General features: G+C 62.7%; 13 protein-coding genes and 3 tRNA genes. 11 read left to right on the top strand and 5 right to left on the bottom strand.

Annotated elements, in window-relative coordinates:
* Positions 1-39: 39 nt before the first annotated feature.
* The 4 genes from ACX9NZ_RS03300 to ACX9NZ_RS03315 all read left to right on the top strand — a co-directional run bounded on the left by ACX9NZ_RS03300 (position 40) and on the right by ACX9NZ_RS03315 (position 4,538).
* Entirely contained in the window at positions 40-465 is a 426-nt protein-coding gene (locus ACX9NZ_RS03300) for a hypothetical protein (RefSeq protein ID WP_317440225.1), read from the top strand.
* A gap of 93 nt (positions 466-558) precedes the next feature.
* Complete coding sequence (locus tag ACX9NZ_RS03305) at positions 559-2,070, top strand: nicotinate phosphoribosyltransferase (RefSeq protein ID WP_407495951.1); 1,512 nt, start codon at positions 559-561, stop codon at positions 2,068-2,070.
* Entirely contained in the window at positions 2,070-3,188 is a 1,119-nt protein-coding gene (gene proB / locus ACX9NZ_RS03310) for a glutamate 5-kinase (protein WP_118653299.1), read from the top strand. The genes ACX9NZ_RS03305 and proB overlap by 1 nt, the downstream gene beginning before the upstream one ends.
* 72 nt (positions 3,189-3,260) lie before the next feature.
* Entirely contained in the window at positions 3,261-4,538 is a 1,278-nt protein-coding gene (locus tag ACX9NZ_RS03315) for a glutamate-5-semialdehyde dehydrogenase (RefSeq protein ID WP_118653301.1), read from the top strand.
* Positions 4,539-4,642: 104 nt separating this feature from the next.
* Here the strand turns inward: ACX9NZ_RS03315 and ACX9NZ_RS03320 are convergent, their stop codons facing one another.
* Positions 4,643-5,242 carry an HD domain-containing protein gene (locus ACX9NZ_RS03320; protein WP_118653303.1) on the bottom strand — a complete coding sequence of 200 codons (600 nt, stop codon included), beginning with the start codon at positions 5,240-5,242 and terminating at the stop codon, positions 4,643-4,645.
* A 198-nt stretch (positions 5,243-5,440) separates the two neighbouring features.
* Positions 5,441-5,950: a CarD family transcriptional regulator gene (locus ACX9NZ_RS03325; protein WP_118653305.1), complete on the bottom strand. Its 510-nt coding sequence runs from the start codon at positions 5,948-5,950 to the stop codon at positions 5,441-5,443.
* A gap of 321 nt (positions 5,951-6,271) precedes the next feature.
* On the opposite strand from ACX9NZ_RS03325, the gene argS reads away from it, so the two are divergent.
* Together argS and rho are read left to right on the top strand one after the other, a co-directional pair.
* Positions 6,272-8,125, top strand: coding sequence for an arginine--tRNA ligase (argS, locus tag ACX9NZ_RS03330; RefSeq protein WP_302742749.1), 1,854 nt, complete (start codon positions 6,272-6,274; stop codon positions 8,123-8,125).
* Positions 8,126-8,677: 552 nt separating this feature from the next.
* Positions 8,678-10,999 carry a transcription termination factor Rho gene (gene rho, locus ACX9NZ_RS03335; protein WP_330005641.1) on the top strand — a complete coding sequence of 774 codons (2,322 nt, stop codon included), beginning with the start codon at positions 8,678-8,680 and terminating at the stop codon, positions 10,997-10,999.
* 84 nt (positions 11,000-11,083) lie between these two features.
* On the opposite strand, the gene ACX9NZ_RS03340 is transcribed toward rho, so the two are convergent.
* A complete protein-coding gene (locus ACX9NZ_RS03340; RefSeq protein WP_407495955.1) occupies positions 11,084-11,860 on the bottom strand; it encodes an SDR family NAD(P)-dependent oxidoreductase in 777 nt (258 codons plus the stop codon).
* 285 nt (positions 11,861-12,145) lie between these two features.
* On the opposite strand from ACX9NZ_RS03340, the gene ACX9NZ_RS03345 reads away from it, so the two are divergent.
* The 5 genes from ACX9NZ_RS03345 to ACX9NZ_RS03365 all read left to right on the top strand — a co-directional run bounded on the left by ACX9NZ_RS03345 (position 12,146) and on the right by ACX9NZ_RS03365 (position 14,243).
* Positions 12,146-13,300, top strand: a complete 1,155-nt coding sequence (locus ACX9NZ_RS03345) for a hypothetical protein (RefSeq protein WP_294123928.1) — start codon at positions 12,146-12,148, stop codon at positions 13,298-13,300.
* Positions 13,301-13,306: 6 nt separating this feature from the next.
* Entirely contained in the window at positions 13,307-13,783 is a 477-nt protein-coding gene (locus ACX9NZ_RS03350; protein ID WP_304292024.1) for a VanZ family protein, read from the top strand.
* A 183-nt stretch (positions 13,784-13,966) separates the two neighbouring features.
* Positions 13,967-14,043, top strand: a tRNA-His gene (locus ACX9NZ_RS03355).
* A 25-nt stretch (positions 14,044-14,068) separates the two neighbouring features.
* Positions 14,069-14,145: transfer RNA gene (locus tag ACX9NZ_RS03360), tRNA-Lys, on the top strand.
* A gap of 21 nt (positions 14,146-14,166) precedes the next feature.
* Positions 14,167-14,243: transfer RNA gene (locus ACX9NZ_RS03365), tRNA-Lys, on the top strand.
* Positions 14,244-14,353: 110 nt separating this feature from the next.
* Here ACX9NZ_RS03365 and ACX9NZ_RS03370 read toward each other — a convergent pair.
* Positions 14,354-15,976, bottom strand: a complete 1,623-nt coding sequence (locus ACX9NZ_RS03370) for an FAD-dependent oxidoreductase (protein WP_407495958.1) — start codon at positions 15,974-15,976, stop codon at positions 14,354-14,356.
* 356 nt (positions 15,977-16,332) lie between these two features.
* A complete protein-coding gene (locus tag ACX9NZ_RS03375; RefSeq protein ID WP_118653319.1) occupies positions 16,333-17,337 on the bottom strand; it encodes a GGGtGRT protein in 1,005 nt (334 codons plus the stop codon).
* Positions 17,338-17,339 lie beyond the last annotated feature (2 nt).

Below are 17,339 nucleotides of genomic sequence, written 5' to 3' on the forward strand. Positions count from 1 at the left end.
GCCATCTGCTTGCATGTGCGTTTTGGAAGGGGCCCTTATATGGCCGATTCACATATGACGACGCTAACCGATGATGAGCGCGAGGAGCTTGAGGCCCTGCGTGCCGAGAAGGCCCGTCGCGAGGAGGAAGAGCGCGCCCGAGCCGAGCGCGAGGAGCTCGAGGCTCTGCGTGCCGAGCAGGCGAAGGTGGACGCCCAAATCCTTGCCGAGTGCGCCGCCACGCGGGAACACCGCTCCGCGCAGGATCCTCTCGAATCCGCGTCTTCGCGCCGCGCCACTGCAGGCGTATCTCCCGCCCCCGCGGACCACAACCCCCCGCAGGACAAGACGTTCGGTCAGCGCATGGTCACCTCGAGCGACGTCGACGGCGACGGTATCCCCACCATGCCCGTTGCGCAAAAGATCATCATCGCCGCCGCCCTTATCGCGCTCGTGGCGTTCATCATCTACACGGTTACGCGTTAGACCGCCCGCGCTGCCCTTCTCTCGCGTTCACGTTCGTCGATGGCGCTTCAAATCGACGAGGCCCTCAATCGCAGACACGTTAGGAGCCGTCTCATGGCTTTGACTGATATCACCCGTTCCACCGATGTGTCAATGAACACCGATTTATACGAGCTCACCATGGCCCAGGGGCTTTGGGAGAACGGCAAGCTTGGTGAGCAGGGTTGCTTTACCGCGTTCTTTCGCGAGGCGCCGTTTGGGAGCGTGTACGCCGTCATGTGCGGCACCGCTGAGTTGGGGGAGTTCGTCGAGAACTTCCGGTTCACGGATGAGGACATCGCGTATCTGGCCGAGCTTGAGGCTCCGGGTGGCGGTGCCCTGTTCAAACCCGGCTTTCTCGAGTTCCTGCGCGGCTTTTGTCCGCAGGTGGATATCGACGCCATCCCCGAGGGCGAGCTTGTGTTCGCGCGCGAGCCCATGGTGCGCGTGAGCGGCCCCATGCTCGATTGCCAGCTGCTTGAGACCGCCCTGCTTAACATCATCGGGTTTCAGACCCTCGTGGCGACCAAAACCGCCCGTGTGGTCCAGGCGGCTCAGGGCAGGCCCGTCGCGGAGTTCGGCCTGCGCCGCGCCCAAGGCCCGGACGGCGGAGTGGCGGTCGCACGTGCGAGTTATGTGGCGGGGTGCGCTTCGACTTCCAACGTGCTCGCGGGTCGTCGCTATGGTATTCCCGTCTCCGGTACGCACGCTCATAGCTGGGTCCTGAGTTTCCCAACCGAGTTGGAGGCGTTCCGCGCGTTCGCCAAGAGCTCGCCCAAGAACTGCACTCTGCTCGTGGACACCTACGACGTGCGCGAGGGCGTGGAAAACGCCATCACCGTCGCCCGCGAGATGGAGGCGGAAGGTGAGCGCTTGTCCGGCATCCGCATCGATTCGGGCGATCTCGCCAAGCTTTCCGCCTACGCGCGGCGCCGCTTTGACGAGGAGGGGCTTTCCTACGTGAAGATCGTCGTGTCGAACGACCTCGACGAGCACACCATCACCTCGCTGTTCAATCAGCGCGCGCCCGTCGATGCTTTTGGCGTGGGCACCAAGCTCGCGACATGCTACGACCAGCCCGCTTTGGGCTGCGTGTACAAGCTCTCCGCCCGTCGCGGCGGCGCCAACGAGCCCTGGACGCCTGTCATGAAGTTTTCCGAGCAGCCGTTCAAACGCACGATTCCTGGCATGCAACAGGTTCGCCGTTATATGGATACCGCGGGTGCGCCGGTGTGCGATATGATCTACGACCCCGATCATCTCATGGGGGAGGGCGAGCGCCGCGGCCACACGTTGGTGGCGGTGAATGACGCGGCCTTGGTGACGGACGTTTCCGAGTTCTCCTATCGCGAGCTCCTCGTACCGCAGGTCCGCAATGGCGCGGCGGCGTCGCCGCGCGAGGACATCGAGGTTGCGCGGGCTCGTTGCGCGAGCGCCTTGGAGTCACTTGACGATGTCTACAAGCGTTTCCTGTATCCACAGTCGTACGTGGTGGGCATGGAGGCGGGCCTCGCCGCCGTGCGCGACGAGCTCGTTCGCGAGCGCATGGCTGCCACGTCCTCCGTTCTTCCCTGGAAGGCAAAGTGATGACTGCACGTAAGACCATGGTCGTGAAGATCGGATCCTCGACACTGGTCGAGGACGGTGAGCTGCGGCGCGATTTCATCTCTGCCCTCGCCTCCCAAGCGCGCGACCTGCGCGAGGCCGGGTGGAATCTCGTCGTAGTGAGCTCCGGCGCCATCGCGTGCGGCGCGCCTTTGCTCGGATTTGAGCGCAGGCCCGTGGACATGCCGAGCCTGCAGGCGTGCGCCTCGGTGGGGCAGTGCGTACTCTCAGCCGCCTACGATGAGGAGTTTCGGGCGGTGGGTCTTCTCACCTCACTCGTCTTGCTCACGCGTGGTGACACGGCACGCCGTACCTCGTATCTGCATGCTCGCGATGCTCTCACGCGCCTCGTCGATTTGGGCGTGGTGCCCATCGTGAACGAGAACGACACCACCGCCGTCGACGAGATCAAGTTCGGTGACAACGACACCCTCGCGGCACTTGTGAGCTGCTTGGTCTCTGCCGACCTGTGCGTGACCCTCTCCGATATCGACGGCCTCTACACCGCCAACCCCTCTCTCGACCCCACTGCGAAGTTTATCCCCCGGGTGGATAAGATTGACGCCGCGATCATCGGCTCTGCGGGAGATTCGACCACCACGGTGGGCACGGGCGGCATGATCACCAAGATCCGCAGCTGCCGTATCCTCATGACGGCGGGCATCGAGAGCGTCATCTGCTCAGGCGCCGAGGAGCGGCCGCTCGTGCGGCTCGCGGCGGGGGAGCAGGTGGGCACGAGGTTCGTTCCGCCCGCCGCCCGCCTCGAGATCGCGCCGCGCAAGCTGTGGATCGCGCTCGGCGACAGCGCCCACGGCTTCGTGACCGTGGATGCGGGCGCCGCGGGCGCGCTGGTCGAGCGCGGCAGCTCGCTGTTGCCGGTGGGCATTACGGGCGTCGAGGGGGATTTCGCCGCAGGCGATGTACTCGACGTACGAGATGCAGATGGGCTCGTTATCGCTCGCGGCATCGCCGAGGCGGGTCACGATGAGCTGGAACTTGCCGCCGGCCGCCACCAGGAGGACATCGCGGGCAACCATCTGCTCGCGGCGCTCGCCAACAAGCCCGCTATCCACCGCGACAACCTCATCGTGTTCGCCTAGCGCGCGATGTGCAACAGGGGCACGGGCACTTTTTACACGTGGAAGCGTACGTACATATGTGAGGAGATTGCCATGAACGACATTGCCGGATATGTCGAGGATCTCGCCCGCAGGGCAAAGCAGGCCTCGCGCTCCCTTGGGTTCGCCTCCGATGAGGCCCGTTGCGCCACCGTGCGCGCTATGGCCGTAGCGCTGCGTGATCGCGCGGACGAGGTTCTGACCGCTAATGCTGCCGACATGGACGCTGCCCGCGCCGCCGGTACGTCCGAGGGTCTGCTCGATCGCCTGTTGCTCACCCCCGTGCGCATCGAGGGGATGGCCGCAGGGTTGGAAAAGCTTGCCGATCTGCCCGATCCGGTGGCGCGCGTGCTCGATGAGCGTGATATCGACCAGGGCGTCCACCTGCGCCGTGTAAGCGTGCCGCTGGGACTGGTCGCCATGGTGTACGAGGCGCGTCCCAACGTCACAGCCGATGCCGCGGGCATTTGCGTCCGCACGGGCAACGCCTGCATCTTGCGTGGTGGCTCCATCGCCCAGAACAGCTGCGTGGCGATCGCTCATATCTTGGCGGATGCCGTTGAGGCGTACGGATTCGACCGCGCCTGCGTATCCATTATCGAGACCACCGACCGTGCAGCCACCGCTGCGCTCATGAGCCTGCGGGGCGTTGTTGATGTGCTCATTCCGCGCGGAGGCGCAGGCCTTATCCAGCGCTGCGTGCGCGAGAGCCTGGTGCCGGTCATCGAGACGGGCACGGGGAATTGCCATACGTACGTGCACGCGAGTGCCGACTTCGCCAAGGCGCGAGCCATTGTGATGAATGCCAAGACGCAGCGCGTGGGCGTGTGCAACGCCTGCGAGTCCCTGCTCGTGGACGAGGCTGTGGCGGACGCGTTCCTGCCCGGCATGCTCGCCGAGCTCGCCGCCGCGGGCGTCACTATTCACGGAGACTCCGTTGCCCGAGAGGCTGCGCGCGACGCCGACATCCTCGGCTCCTTCGTCGATGCAACGGACGAGGATTGGGGACGCGAGTACCTCTCGCTCGATATCAGCGTGCACACGGTGAATGGTTTGGACGATGCCATTGCGCACGTGAATCGCTATGGAACCGGTCACTCTGAGTGTATCGTCGCCGAGGACGCGGACGCATGCGACCGCTTCCTGCGCGAGGTCGATGCGGCGGCGGTCTACGCCAACGCGAGCACGCGCTTCACCGATGGCGGGGAGTTCGGCCTGGGAGCCGAGATCGGCATCTCCACCCAAAAGCTCCACGCCCGCGGCCCGTTTGCCGCCGAGGCCCTCACTACCTACAAGTACGAGCTTCGCGGCACCGGCCAGGTGCGCCCGTAGCGCATGATGGCACCTGCTTAGCAAGAGACCCCGCAGCTCGTCGATCAAGCTGTGGGGCCTATCCTGTTTCTTACGCGGTGCGGTGCACCCGCCTGCGGGGACGGTTACTCGGCGACGAAGCTGTCGCGGTCGGGCGCGAAGGACTGCATGGCCTCGATGGTGCGGGCGAACAGCTCGTCGAGCTCCCATCCGAGCATCTCGGCTCCGGAGCGGATCACGTCGCGGCTCACGCCGGCGGCGAAGCGCTTGTCCTTGAACTTCTTCTTGAGCGATTTAACGTTGAAGTCCATCACGCTCTTGGAGGGGCGCATGACCACGGCGGCGCCGATGAGGCCGGTGAGCTCCTCGGTGGCGAACAAGATCTTCTCCATCATGAGCTCGGGGCGGGGAAGGCTTGTGTTGAAGTCGCTCGTGTGCGTTTGGATGGCGCGGATGAGCTCCGGGCTGCCGCCTGCCGCTTCGATGTCCTTGGCGGCGTAGATGGTGTGGTTCATCGGGTCATCGTCGTGCTCTTCCCAGTCGAGGTCGTGCAGCAGACCCACGATGCCCCAGAACTCCTCGTTCTCGGGGTCGTACTCGCGCGCGAAGTAACGCATGGTCTGCTCGACCGTCTCGGCGTGCTCGATGTGGAACGGATCCTTGTTGTGCTCGCTGAGCAGATTGAACGCTGCCTCGTGGGTTATACCGGCGTTGAGCTGCGCCATGCTTCCTCCAAATGACGGTGCCTGTAGACAAAAGGTGCCCGAGACCCTGCCTTATAGCGCGTGAACGCCGTACCTATGGTCGGGGATCGGACACCTTGATTCCCCCATCCGGTGAAGGGGGGGGGTTTGCTGCATCACACTATAGCACGCGCTCGTTCGATGTGGCCCGTGCCCCTCGCGCGGCAACGTCAATTGAGATTAGTTGACCGCAGGAATCTCGCCGGCCTTCGTGGCCGCATCGATAAAGAGCTGTTCGACAGTCGACTCTTCGGCGTCCAGCGCGAACGCGAACTCTTCGACCGAGCGACGATGCGCTTCCTTGAGCACGCGTGCATAATAGCTGCTGGGCTTTTTGCCCCGCGCCTCCGCCTCGTTGATACGATGGTGCATGGTTTTCGCCACGCGCACCGTCTCGGGTGCGCCCAGTTTGAGCTGCTGCTTGAAGTGCGTTTCCTCGAGGGCGCTGTTGCGTTCCGTAAAGGTGTCGACCGGCAAATCGGCATAATTCCCCAAAAGGCTCTCGGCATCCTCGCGTGAAATAATAGCATGCAGGCGGTCCTGTTGGGCAAGGGGGTACATGAGGTGGGTTTCCGCATGTCCGGACTTTGCGCAGAGTAGAATCATGGGATGGGCTTTGTCCTCGGTGAATCCGGTGACGGTGCAAACACCTTGCCCGGGGTGAATAACGTGCTGTCCGATTTGAAACATGCTTCCTCCAACTGAATACTCTACGCGCTCGATAGGTTTTATATTACCACGAATACGTGCGGAAATTAGGTAAATGGCACCAAAACCTGATAATTCAAATGAATAAGGAAATGCAAAATCCAGTGAAGATACATCGATTAACTGATAATCCGACCGAGGATTATTCGTCTTGATGTGAAAAAGGCAAAGAAAACGCGTCTGGAGTATGCAAATACCTCCATTTCAGGATGTCTCGAGGATTCGCTGTGCTACAGTACAGTGCATCTGTACATGAGCCCTGCGAGAAGGACATCTCAGGGCCATACGATGAGGAGGACCTCTATGCCGGAGAAGATTGAAGAGCTGGTACGCGCTGCGCTGGCCGCTGCTCAGGAGGCTGGCGACCTGCCCGCATTCGAGCTTGAGGATTGTGGCATGGAGCGACCGGCCGACACTTCTCATGGCGAGTGGACCTCCACTTGCGCGATGAAGTCCGCCAAGCTGGCCCACTGCGCACCCAAGAAGATCGCCGACGCCATCGTGGCCCACATGCCCGAGAGCGCCGAGATCGCCAAGGTCGAGGTCGCCGGCCCCGGCTTCATCAACTTCTACCTGAACGCCGCCGCCAACAACGCCATTCTGGACGTCGCTCGCAAGGAGGGCATGGACTTTGCCAAGTCCAACGTCGGCCAGGGCCTGAAGACCCAGGTCGAGTTCGTTTCCGCCAACCCCGTCGGTCCGATGCACGTCGGCCACGGCCGTTGGGCCGCTCTCGGCGACTCCCTCTGCCGCGTCATGAGCCACGCCGGCTATGACATCCAGCGCGAGTTCTACATCAACGACCACGGTTCTCAGATGGACGTGTTCGGTAACTCCATCTCTTACCGCTACATGCAGCTCATCGAGATCATGGAGAAGGAGGGCCTCGATATCGACGGCGCTCGCGACTTCCTGGCTCAGGACCGTGACAACTTCGTCCAGGACGAGGCCGACGAGCACCTCGATTCCCATCCCTACATGGACGCCTTCACCGAGGGCCTGGGCGGCAACGCCTACGGCGGCACCTACATCATCGACGAGGCCGCTGCGTTCTACAAGAAGGACGGCGACAAGTGGGCCCATGTCACGGATGAGGAGCGCATGCTCTACTTCCGCGAGGAGGGCTACGCCAAGATGGTCGAGAACATGCGCCAGCTGTGCCACGACGTCCGTTGCGATTTCGACAAGTGGTTCTCCGAGCGCACCGTCTACATCAAGGATACCGAGGGCCCGAACGCCGGCACCTCCGCCGTCGACCGCGCCTTTGCCAAGCTCGACGAGATGGGCTATCTCTACAACAAGGACGGCGCCCTGTGGTTCCGTTCCACCGATCTGGGCGACGACAAGGATCGCGTCCTGGTGAAGGCCAATGGTGAGTACACCTACTTCGCCTCCGACGTCGCCTATCACTGGGATAAGTTCCAGCGCGTCGACCACGTCATCGACATCTGGGGCTGCGACCACCACGGTTACATCAACCGCGTGCGCTGCGTCTGCGACGCGCTCGGCTACCCTGGTCAGTTCGAGGTCCTGCTCGGCCAGTTCGTGAACCTGCTCCGCAACGGCAAGCCGATCCGCATGTCCAAGCGCAAGGGCACCATGGTCACCTTCCAGGAGCTCGTTGACGAGGTCGGTGCCGACGCCACCCGTTACACCCTGATCTCCCGCTCTTCCAACCAGGCCATCGATTTCGATATCGAGGCCGTCAAGGAGAAGAGCCAGAACAACCCCGTGTACTACGTCCAGTACGCGCACGCCCGCATCTGCTCCATCCTGCGCAAGGCCGCCGGCGTCACTCCTGAGCAGGCCGCTGAGATGGGCATGGACGCCGTGGCCGCCAAGGCCATCGGCGAGAACGTCGATTACGCGCTGCTCACCGACCCCACCGAGCTCGCGCTCTCCCGTAAGATCTCCGAGCTTGAGGACCTCATCGCCAGCTGCGCCCGCGACCGTGCGCCTTTCCGCCTGACCCACTTCGCCGAGGAGCTCGCCGCCGGCTTCCACAGCTTCTACCAGGCCTGTCAGGTCCTGCCGAGCGAGGGTCGTCCGGTCGAGCCCGAGGTCACGCGCGCGCGCCTCGCCGCCTGCGACGCCGTGCGCTCCGTCCTCGACCTGGTTCTGAGCCTTATCGGCGTCTCCGCCCCCACCAAGATGTAGCTCGCTTCCTCAGGCACCGCATCTCGGGGCTCAATCGTCGGGCGCCGCACGCCAGGCGTGCGCCCTCCTCTTTCGCCGCGATCTGCGGCACCTGAGAAACCGAGCGGCGTTTCCAAACGCGCCTCCCTTACGCGCGCCCAGAGGCTTATGTACGTCAGTACACTGCGCTTCTGGGCGCGTGGCAATCTTGGGTGCCGTGGCACGCCCGGGGCTTCCTCAGGCACCGCATCTCGGGGCTCAATCGTCGGGCGCCGCACGCCAGGCGTGCGCCCTCCTCTTTCGCCGCGATCTGCGGCACCTGAGAAACCGAGCGGCGTTTCCAAACGCGCCGTTTTGCCCGGATGTCTTGTCGACATCCGGGCATTTTTGGTCGAATACAGGTACGATGTGGGCAGATTCGCAGCTCATTGTTGCCGTCTGGTTGGAATATGGTATATTTTGCCGTAACGCGAACTGCGCTTTGCATCCCTTTTACAACGAATTCCACTACGAGCTCGTTCTTGGACAGATCAGAGCGCTCGCATTACCAACGCGAGAAGAAAGTAGAGCCGCGTGTCTGAAGAAGTGAATATCGAGAACGCGCCCGTTTCGGCCCCCGCTTCCGAGGGTGCCGCTGGCCCCGCCGCTTCCACTGCCGCTCAGGCGACAGATGTCGAGGCGATTCGTCCAACGGAGGGGGAGGGCGCGGCTGCCGCAGAAAAGGCTCCCGCCAAAAAGCGCTCCACCGCCAGGAAGAGCACCACGGCAAAGAGGGCATCTGCCAAAAAGCCCGCAAAAAAAGCTTCTGCCGATGAGGAGGCCCCTGCGCAGTCCGGCGGTGATGTCGAGTCGGAGCCGGCAGTGAAGCCGAAGCGCCGCGCGCGCAAGGCAAAGACCGCGGACGAGGCGGGCGTGCCGGCATCTCCCGAGATCATCCAGGCTCGAGCGCTCGCTCAGGTGAGCCAGGCATCAGTGGTCCGTCGTCAGCGCCGCGCGGCGGAACGTGCAGCGGAGATGGTTGCCGGAGAGGCCCCGGTCGCGGAAGTTCCGTCTTTGTTGGAGAATCCCACCGTGCCGCTCATCGACCCCGCACTACGTCCGCATCGTCGCGGCAGGAAGCCCAAGGCGTATATTGAGGCGGAGAAAGCCGCTGCTGCGGCGCTGGCTGCCCAGCAGGCGGCGTTGATGGCCGCCCGGGACGAACAGGCTGCAGCGAGCAATGAGGCGCAGCCTAAGGTTCCCGCGTCCGGTGTTCAAGACGCAGAGTCCGAGGACGTGCCGACTCCGAAGGACGCCGCGCCCAAGAAGGACGCTCGCCCTGGTCGCAGTGTTCGGGCGAAGAAGGCCCAGACGTCCGTTGCGCCCGCTCCCTCCGACACGGCGGCCGCCCAGCCCTCGGTTCCCCAACAAGGAGAGACGGACGAGTCCAAGGGCAAAGACGACGCCCGTACCGATGGTAAGCAAACCCGCCGCACCCATCAGAATCGCCGTGACGCCGAACATGGCGAGCGTGATGACAAGGGCCCCAAGACTCCCTCCAAGAACGCGGAGCGCCGCGAGCGTCGCGAACGCCAGCAGAACAACCGCAAGCAGCGCAATAACCGTTTTGCTCCCGTCGAGCCCTCGCTTAAGCGCGAGGAGCTGGCCGCCATGAAGGTGGCCGAGCTGCGCGAGAAGGCCCGCGAGCTCGAACTTGATCCGACCGGCATCAAAAAGCCCGAGCTCATTGAGGCCGTGTATGCCGCCGCCGCCCGTGCCGAGGGTTTCCGTGACATCTCGGGCATCCTCGATATCGACAATCAGGGATTCGGGTACGTCCGTGCGCACGGTTACATGCCCAGCCGTGACGACGCCTTTGTGCCTGCGCAGATGGTTCGAGCCGCTGGCCTGCGTCCCGGCGACCTAGTTGAGGGCACGCTGCGCCCCATGCGCGCAAACGACAAACTTCCCGGCCTCGCCAAGCTTCGCTCAGTGAACGGTATGGACCCCGAGGAGGTCAAGCGTCGCCCCAAGTTCTCCGACCTCACGCCGATCTATCCCAACGAGCCGCTCAAGATGGAGCATGGTCGCGATTCCATCACGGGCCGAGCCATCGACATCGTGAGCCCCATCGGCAAGGGTCAGCGCGGTCTGATCGTCTCGCCGCCCAAGGCCGGCAAGACCACCATCCTCAAGAAGATCTGCCAGTCCATCGCCATCAACAACCCCGAGGTCCATCTCATCTGCCTGCTGGTGGATGAGCGCCCCGAGGAAGTCACGGACATGCAGCGCTCCATCAAGGGCGACGTCGTGGCGTCGACCTTCGATATGCCCGCCGAAAACCACACGCGTGTGTCCGAGCTCGTGATTGAGCGCGCCAAACGCATCGTGGAGCTCGGGGGCGACGTCGTGGTGGTGCTCGACTCCATCACTCGTCTCGCCCGCGCGTATAACCTCGCGGCACCGGCGTCCGGACGCATCCTGTCCGGCGGAGTGGATTCCGCAGCGCTGTACCCGCCCAAACGCTTCCTGGGTGCGGCTCGCAATATCGAGAACGGCGGATCCCTCACGATCCTCGCCTCTGCGCTCATCGATACCGGCTCCAAGATGGACGAGGTGATTTTTGAGGAGTTCAAGGGCACGGGCAATATGGAGCTCAAGCTCGATCGCGATCTGGCCGACCGTCGCATTTTCCCGGCCATCGACCCAGTGGCATCGGGCACGCGCAACGAGGACCTGCTCGTTGACGAGCAGATGCGCCCGTTCATGTGGGGCATTCGCCGGATTCTGGCGGGAATGAACAACACCGAGCGTGCCGCCGCGTCCTTCATCAAGGGCCTCAAAGGCACGAACTCCAACCAGGATTTCCTTATCCGCACCGCCAAGAAAGCGGCCGACCACCCCGACGCGCTGTAGGGGCTCTTGGATCACGTGACTGTAGAATCTGCCTAAACGACAATCCCCTCGCAGCTCTTTTGCGTTGCGAGGGGATTATCTTGGCTACACGATGCCCAGCAGGCGTTCCGCTGCCAGGGCGGCTTTGTAGGGGAGCACGCGCGAGACGGCATAGTAGGCCCGCATGTCCAGGGACGGGATGCAGAGGTCTTTGCCCGCGCACGAGGCACGTAGGGCTGCCTTCGCCACGTTCTCGGCGCTCTCGAATCCAATTGCGGTCATGGCGCGTGCGGCGACATCGTCGCCCGGTTTGTCAAGGAATTCGGTCTTCATGAATTTGGGGCACACGGCGGTCACGTGGATGTCTGCGCTGCCGAGTTCTGCGTCGAGCGAGCGCGAGAGGTCCAGGACGAACCGCTTTGCCGCCGAGTACACAGCGAGCTTCGGTTGGGGAATGAACGCAGCCACGCTCGAGATGTTGATGATGCGGGAACCGGCGCGTAGATAAGGGAGGGTACGGTAGATGAGCTCGACCGGTGCCTGCATGAGCAGACGTGCCATTGCGCCGCCGTCTTTCGTGCGCTGGGAGGCGACCGAGCCAAAGATGCCGAACCCCGCATTGTTTACCAGGAGCGCGACTTCCGCGCCGGGCGTCTCGGCAAGAGCTCCCTCGATGACTTCGAACGAAGACGGATCGGTGAGGTCGAGGCAAAAGGGGCGAACGGGCGTCGAGCTCGTGCGGCGAAGCGCCTCAAGACGCTCGAGCCTCCGAGCAATGGCCCAGATCTCATCGATGTGCCCTGCCTCGCCGGCGTCTATGCGCCTGACGAGCTCTCGGCCCAATCCGGAGCTTGCTCCCGTGACAATGGCGACTCGCAGCATATGAACTCCCTACGTATCGATATCGCTTGTGCGATTTCGCATCGGCAAGGTTTTTGTTCCCGATTTCCACTTGCCAAATTCACTTGAAAATACCTGCGAATTCTTACATAATCAACGAAGATCGCGACGGAATAATGCAGATGAAACGAACCACCATCCGTTGCTTGGGGCGCACTGCGCCATCGAGCCATACCATTCATCTTTTCCATCCGACCTCAAGCCGTCGCCCGACGTAGTCTGGCGCGGTCATCTGTCATGAAACGTATGGTACCGAGGGAGTGCGCCATGGCTGAGGCAAGAATTGGATATCGTGGCAACGCGGTCGGCATCTCCGCGGGATTGGGCATTGCACTTCCGCTTGCCGCGTATGCTGTGAGCTTGCCGTTCGATGGTGTAAGCGAGGTCGTCCGCGCCGACGCCATGCCGTTCGCCGCCGGTATCGTCGCCGGTGTCGGCATGCTGGCGCTCACGGGTCATCTTCTCGACGTCCATGCCGATCGTGTCGCCGCCGAAGAGGCCGAGGCCGCGCGATTCTCGTCCATGTACGAGACGGGCGTCATCAATAGGGGTGCTTCCAATTCGCACTCCCAGACATCCTCGGCACCACGGGGCAAGCGCTTTGCCCGTAAGGGCACCCCGGCCGGCGTCCCTGTGATCTCGCGCGCGGTCGATGCACTCGACGAGATGGAGGCATGGGCCGAAATCGACGCGATGTTCAAGGACGGCTCGCCTATCAGCTGTGACCCCACGCGTTCGAAGGATATGTACCAGATCGCGCTCGAGGAGTTGCGTCGTTCCGAGCGCGCTGCAGCGGCCGCCACCTCCGTCACCACGGCCACGGCTACCGCTGCCACCGCTGCCGTTCGAGCCACGACCCCCGTCCCTCAAGCTGCCAATGCGGGTGGGTCGTTCGTCGATGATTTCGATTTGGACGAAGCCGATGCTCGCGACGAGGCCATGGCCTCCCTGTACGGTCCCTCGGTCGTCTCTCGCTCCCATGCGCCCGTGCTTCCCACCATGTCCGCGCCCGTCGTCCAATCGGCGGTCCCCGTGCGAACGGCCCAGGCTTCTAGCCCCGCTCAACAAGTACGGTCGCAGGAGGCTCCGAGCGTCCCGGTTGCCGACTACTCCGGCCATGAGGGTATGTGGGCGGCGGCGCTTGCCATCCTCGCTGACGAGAGCGTATCTGCTCTGACATCCGTCTCTTCCACACCCGCTGTTGCCGAGCCTGCCGCGACCTCAGTCATGGATGCCAGGCGCATGGCGGCCATTGCCGAAGGCAGTCATGCCACGCGCCTGCATAGCCATGTCAACTCGATCATCGAGGAGGAGTTCGACAAGGTCCCGTCCAAAAGCGTCCACAGGACCGCTCATGAGTACCTTAAGGTCATCGAGGGCGGGACGGCGGGGATGCCGGCGCTTCAGTCTGCGGAGGGGTAATTCGGCTTGTCGAACTTGTCGAGTCAGTTTCGTTCCAAGGTGAGCATTCCCTGGCTGCTGCTCACCTTGGTGTTCGTCACCTTCATATGGGGCAACTCCCTCGTTCCCGGTCAGGGGAGCGGTTCTTTAAGCTTGAGTGTCATGGAATGTGCCCATGAGGTGCTGCGCTCACTGGGGCTTCCCTATGCGTGGCTGACGAACTTCATCATTCGCAAGACCGCGCATTTTACCGAGTATCTCGTGCTCGGTCTGTTCGCATCGCAGGCGTTCGACAGGGCCGGTGCCGTGTCGCGCGCTTCCCTTGTCGCCACCGCCGTGTTTTGCGCATTCATTCCATCTATTGATGAGACGATTCAACTCTTCGTCGCCGATCGTTCCGGGCAAGTGGTCGATGTGCTCCTCGACTGCTGTGGGGCGGCAACGGGCATCGTGTTCCGGACAGCATGGATTAAGATGCGAAGAGGTCGCAACAACCCGTGTTGAGTGCGTACGAAGCGCGGGTAACCGCATTGCGCGGGATTGGGCGAAGCCGGCGGTGGGGCATGGGACGGCCATGGGGCCAATGGATTTTCACCCTCAGGCCAAGGCTCTCAAACTTTTCTTGAATTACCCCTTGCATTGAACGCCATGAGCGTGCATAATACTCTTCGCTGTGTGACAGACATGGTGGGTGTAGCTCAGTTGGCTAGAGCGACGGGTTGTGGTCCCGTAGGTCGAGGGTTCGAGTCCCTTTACCCACCCCATTCCCTTTCACATGGCAGATGCAAAGGGCGATTAGCTCAGCTGGCTAGAGCAGGGGACTCTTAATCCCAAGGTCCAGGGTTCGAATCCCTGATCGCCCACCACATTGCATCCTTTGGACATACGGGCGATTAGCTCAGCTGGCTAGAGCAGGGGACTCTTAATCCCAAGGTCCAGGGTTCGAATCCCTGATCGCCCACCATTGAATGTATGCTCCCGCAAGGGAGTTTTTCTTTATGTGCGTGTTCTAGCTCCTCAAATCGATTGCGTTCGGCTACATCCCATTGAATCCGGGGGATGCAGCAACGTTGATCAGGCACGCGGATGATGCATGTGCGGTGGATAATCGGGTCGATAGTGGGACCCAAGGCTCTCACGTCGTTCGCGCATGGCACTTAGCATGGCGTGAGCGAGCTTGAGCTGCGAGGAAATGCGAATTCCCCGTGCGAGTGAGGCGTCACGGGGGATGACGCAGTCGCGGCATGCTCCGTGGAAACGTGCCTCATGCTGTAACTGCTCGATATCCTGTAGCGCATCTGCGAGACCTGCCTCGGTGCGCTGGATCATGGCGTGCGCGCTCATCGTGCGCTTCATGTCCCCCGCAATGCGGGAAGCATCCATGTCGTCGAGGGGCACTTCCGTCATGCGGATGTCTTGAAGCGCCAGCTCGAGGGCGCGTGTCGCGACATGACGTATCGCGGCACCGGATTTCACGCGCTGAGCTGCCTTCGCTGCCTGTGTGCCGGCAATCCTTCCAAACACGAGTCCATTGGCGCTCGAGAGCCCTCCAATGCGATCGGCCCCGTGCATGCCTCCCGTCACCTCACCGCAGGCATAGAGACCGGGCACGCCGGTCTGAGCACATTCATCGATCTGTATCCCACCGTTTGCCGCGTGTGCGTACATGGCGACGTGCAGGTTATCCGCGGGAGTGATGCCCAGCTCGTCTTGCATCCATTGGGCGAATGTCCTCACAAATTCGGGGGCTCCCTCATGCGGGAATCGATAGCGAACAGAAAGCCCCTCGTCGCCAGCAGCGTCAATCGCCATGTCCACGAGTGCGTCGTCAAGACGGCAGGTGAAGGGTCCGTGCCCGGAGCGCATCTCAAGGAGCGCGCCGAGGTCCTCTGGCTCCCTGGGCAGCAGTTTGTTCTCGTCCTCGAACATGGCGTAGCGAAACGTCTTCTCATTGAAGACGATGCCGCGGGCGGGGTAGACCAAGCCGGGCATCATCTGCATGAATTCAATGTTGACGAGGGAGCAGCCGGCATCCATGGCGATGCCCTGGGCGGAGCTTAGGACGTCTTGGGAGGTGAGGCTTCGCTCGAATAGGCCTCCGGTTCCACCTGTCGAGAGGACGACGGCGTTGGCGATGCATCCGAAGAGTTCCTGGGCCCTTCGGTCGTAGAGGATGGCACCAACAATCGCCCTCGTTCCGTCTTCGCCGCGGGTGAGGCGCATCAGCTCGCATCGTTCGAGGACATCTATGCCGAGCTCCTCGAACGCGCGCTTTGCGGCAGCCTCGAACTCCTTTCGTGTGATGCCACGCCACAAACGGTGTTTATGGTCGAAGCAGGGTATAAAGGTTGATTCAAGGGCGCTTTCGGTGCTCTCTGGACGTTTGAGCCTCACGCCCAGCTCATCTTCGAGCCAGACGATCGACGGGCGAATACCTCGTACGAACGTCTCCACGAGCTTCTCATCGGCGACACCGCAGCCAACGCGCAAGATGGATGCGATCAGATCCGCCTCGTCGGTATCGGATTCGGGTCCGATGAGGCCGAGCCCCCATGTGCCCGGGTAGAAGCTCGATCCTCCGAATAGCGGTCCGGCGCAGGCGAGTGCCACCGATGCGCCATGGGATGCGGCTTCGATTGCGGCGGTGATGCCTGCAATGCCGCCTCCGATGACGAGGACATCGCATTTGAGTTCCATGGGGTTCTCCTATCTGCGGATTGGCCGATGATGCGCCGTTCACTAGGGTACGTGGTCGCGGTATCGTTCGGACGCGCGGGTCGGTACGCGGCAGATGCTATTGCGCGGACGGTTTGTCATACGAGTCATCTAGTCGGATATTGCATGAGATCGTCTGAATTTTAGATATATGCGTACGCGCCTCTCGTGCGCCTGAGGGCTGTCGCGCCCGTACATCGGCGGGTGCGCCCGTTGCCGTGTCCGCCTGTCCGCCCTCCATCCTCCACCTGGAATCTTCTCCAAGAAAAAGGGCCGCCACCCGAAGGTGACGGCCCGTATTGCCGAGTCGTTGGCGTGCGTCTCGCGCGGCGCGAATGCTACTCGTTGATAGCGGCGTTCACGGCGACGGCGCAGGCGACGGTGGCACCGACCATGGGGTTGTTGCCCATGCCGATGAGGCCCATCATGTCGACGTGCGCGGGCACGGAGGAGGAGCCGGCGAACTGGGCGTCGGAGTGCATACGGCCCATGGTGTCGGTCATGCCGTAGGAGGCAGGGCCGGCGCCCATGTTGTCCGGGTGCAGGGTGCGGCCGGTACCGCCACCGGAGGCCACGGAGAAGTACTTCTTGCCGGCCTCGAGGCGCTCCTTCTTGTAGGTGCCCGCGGTGGGGTGCTGGAAGCGCGTGGGGTTGGTGGAGTTACCGGTGATGGAGATGTCCACGTTCTCGTGCCACATGATGGCAACGCCCTCGCGGACGTCGTCGGCGCCGTAGCAGTTGACGGCGGCACGGGGACCATCGGAGTAGGGGATGGTCTCGACGACCTTGAGCTCACCCGTGAAGTAATCGAACTGGGTCTTCACATAGGTGAAGCCGTTGATGCGGGCGATGATCTGGGCGGCGTCCTTGCCCAGGCCATTCAGGATGACGCGAAGCGGCGTCTTGCGGGCCTTGTTGGCGTTGAGGGCCAGCTTGATGGCGCCCTCAGCGGCTGCGAAGGACTCGTGACCGGCGAGGAATGCGAAGCACTCGGTGTCGTCGGACAGGAGCATGGCGCCCAGGTTACCGTGGCCCAGACCGACCTTACGGTCCTCGGCGACGGAGCCCGGAACGGTGAAGGCCTGGATGCCCTCACCGATGATGGCGGCAGCCTCAGAAGCGCTCTTGGCGCCCTTCTTGATGGCCAGCGCGCAGCCCAGGGTGTAGGCCCACTCGGCGTTCTGGAATGCGATGGACTGGGTGTCGTGCACGATCTCGCGGGCGTTCACGCCCTTGTCGAGGCAGATCTGCTCGGCTTCCTCGAGGGAGGCGATGCCGTTCTCGGCGAGGCAGGCGTTGATCTTCTCAACGCGGCGCTCGTAACCTTCGAAAGTAACAGCCATTT

This window comes from Collinsella sp. BM28 (genome assembly GCF_054551995.1).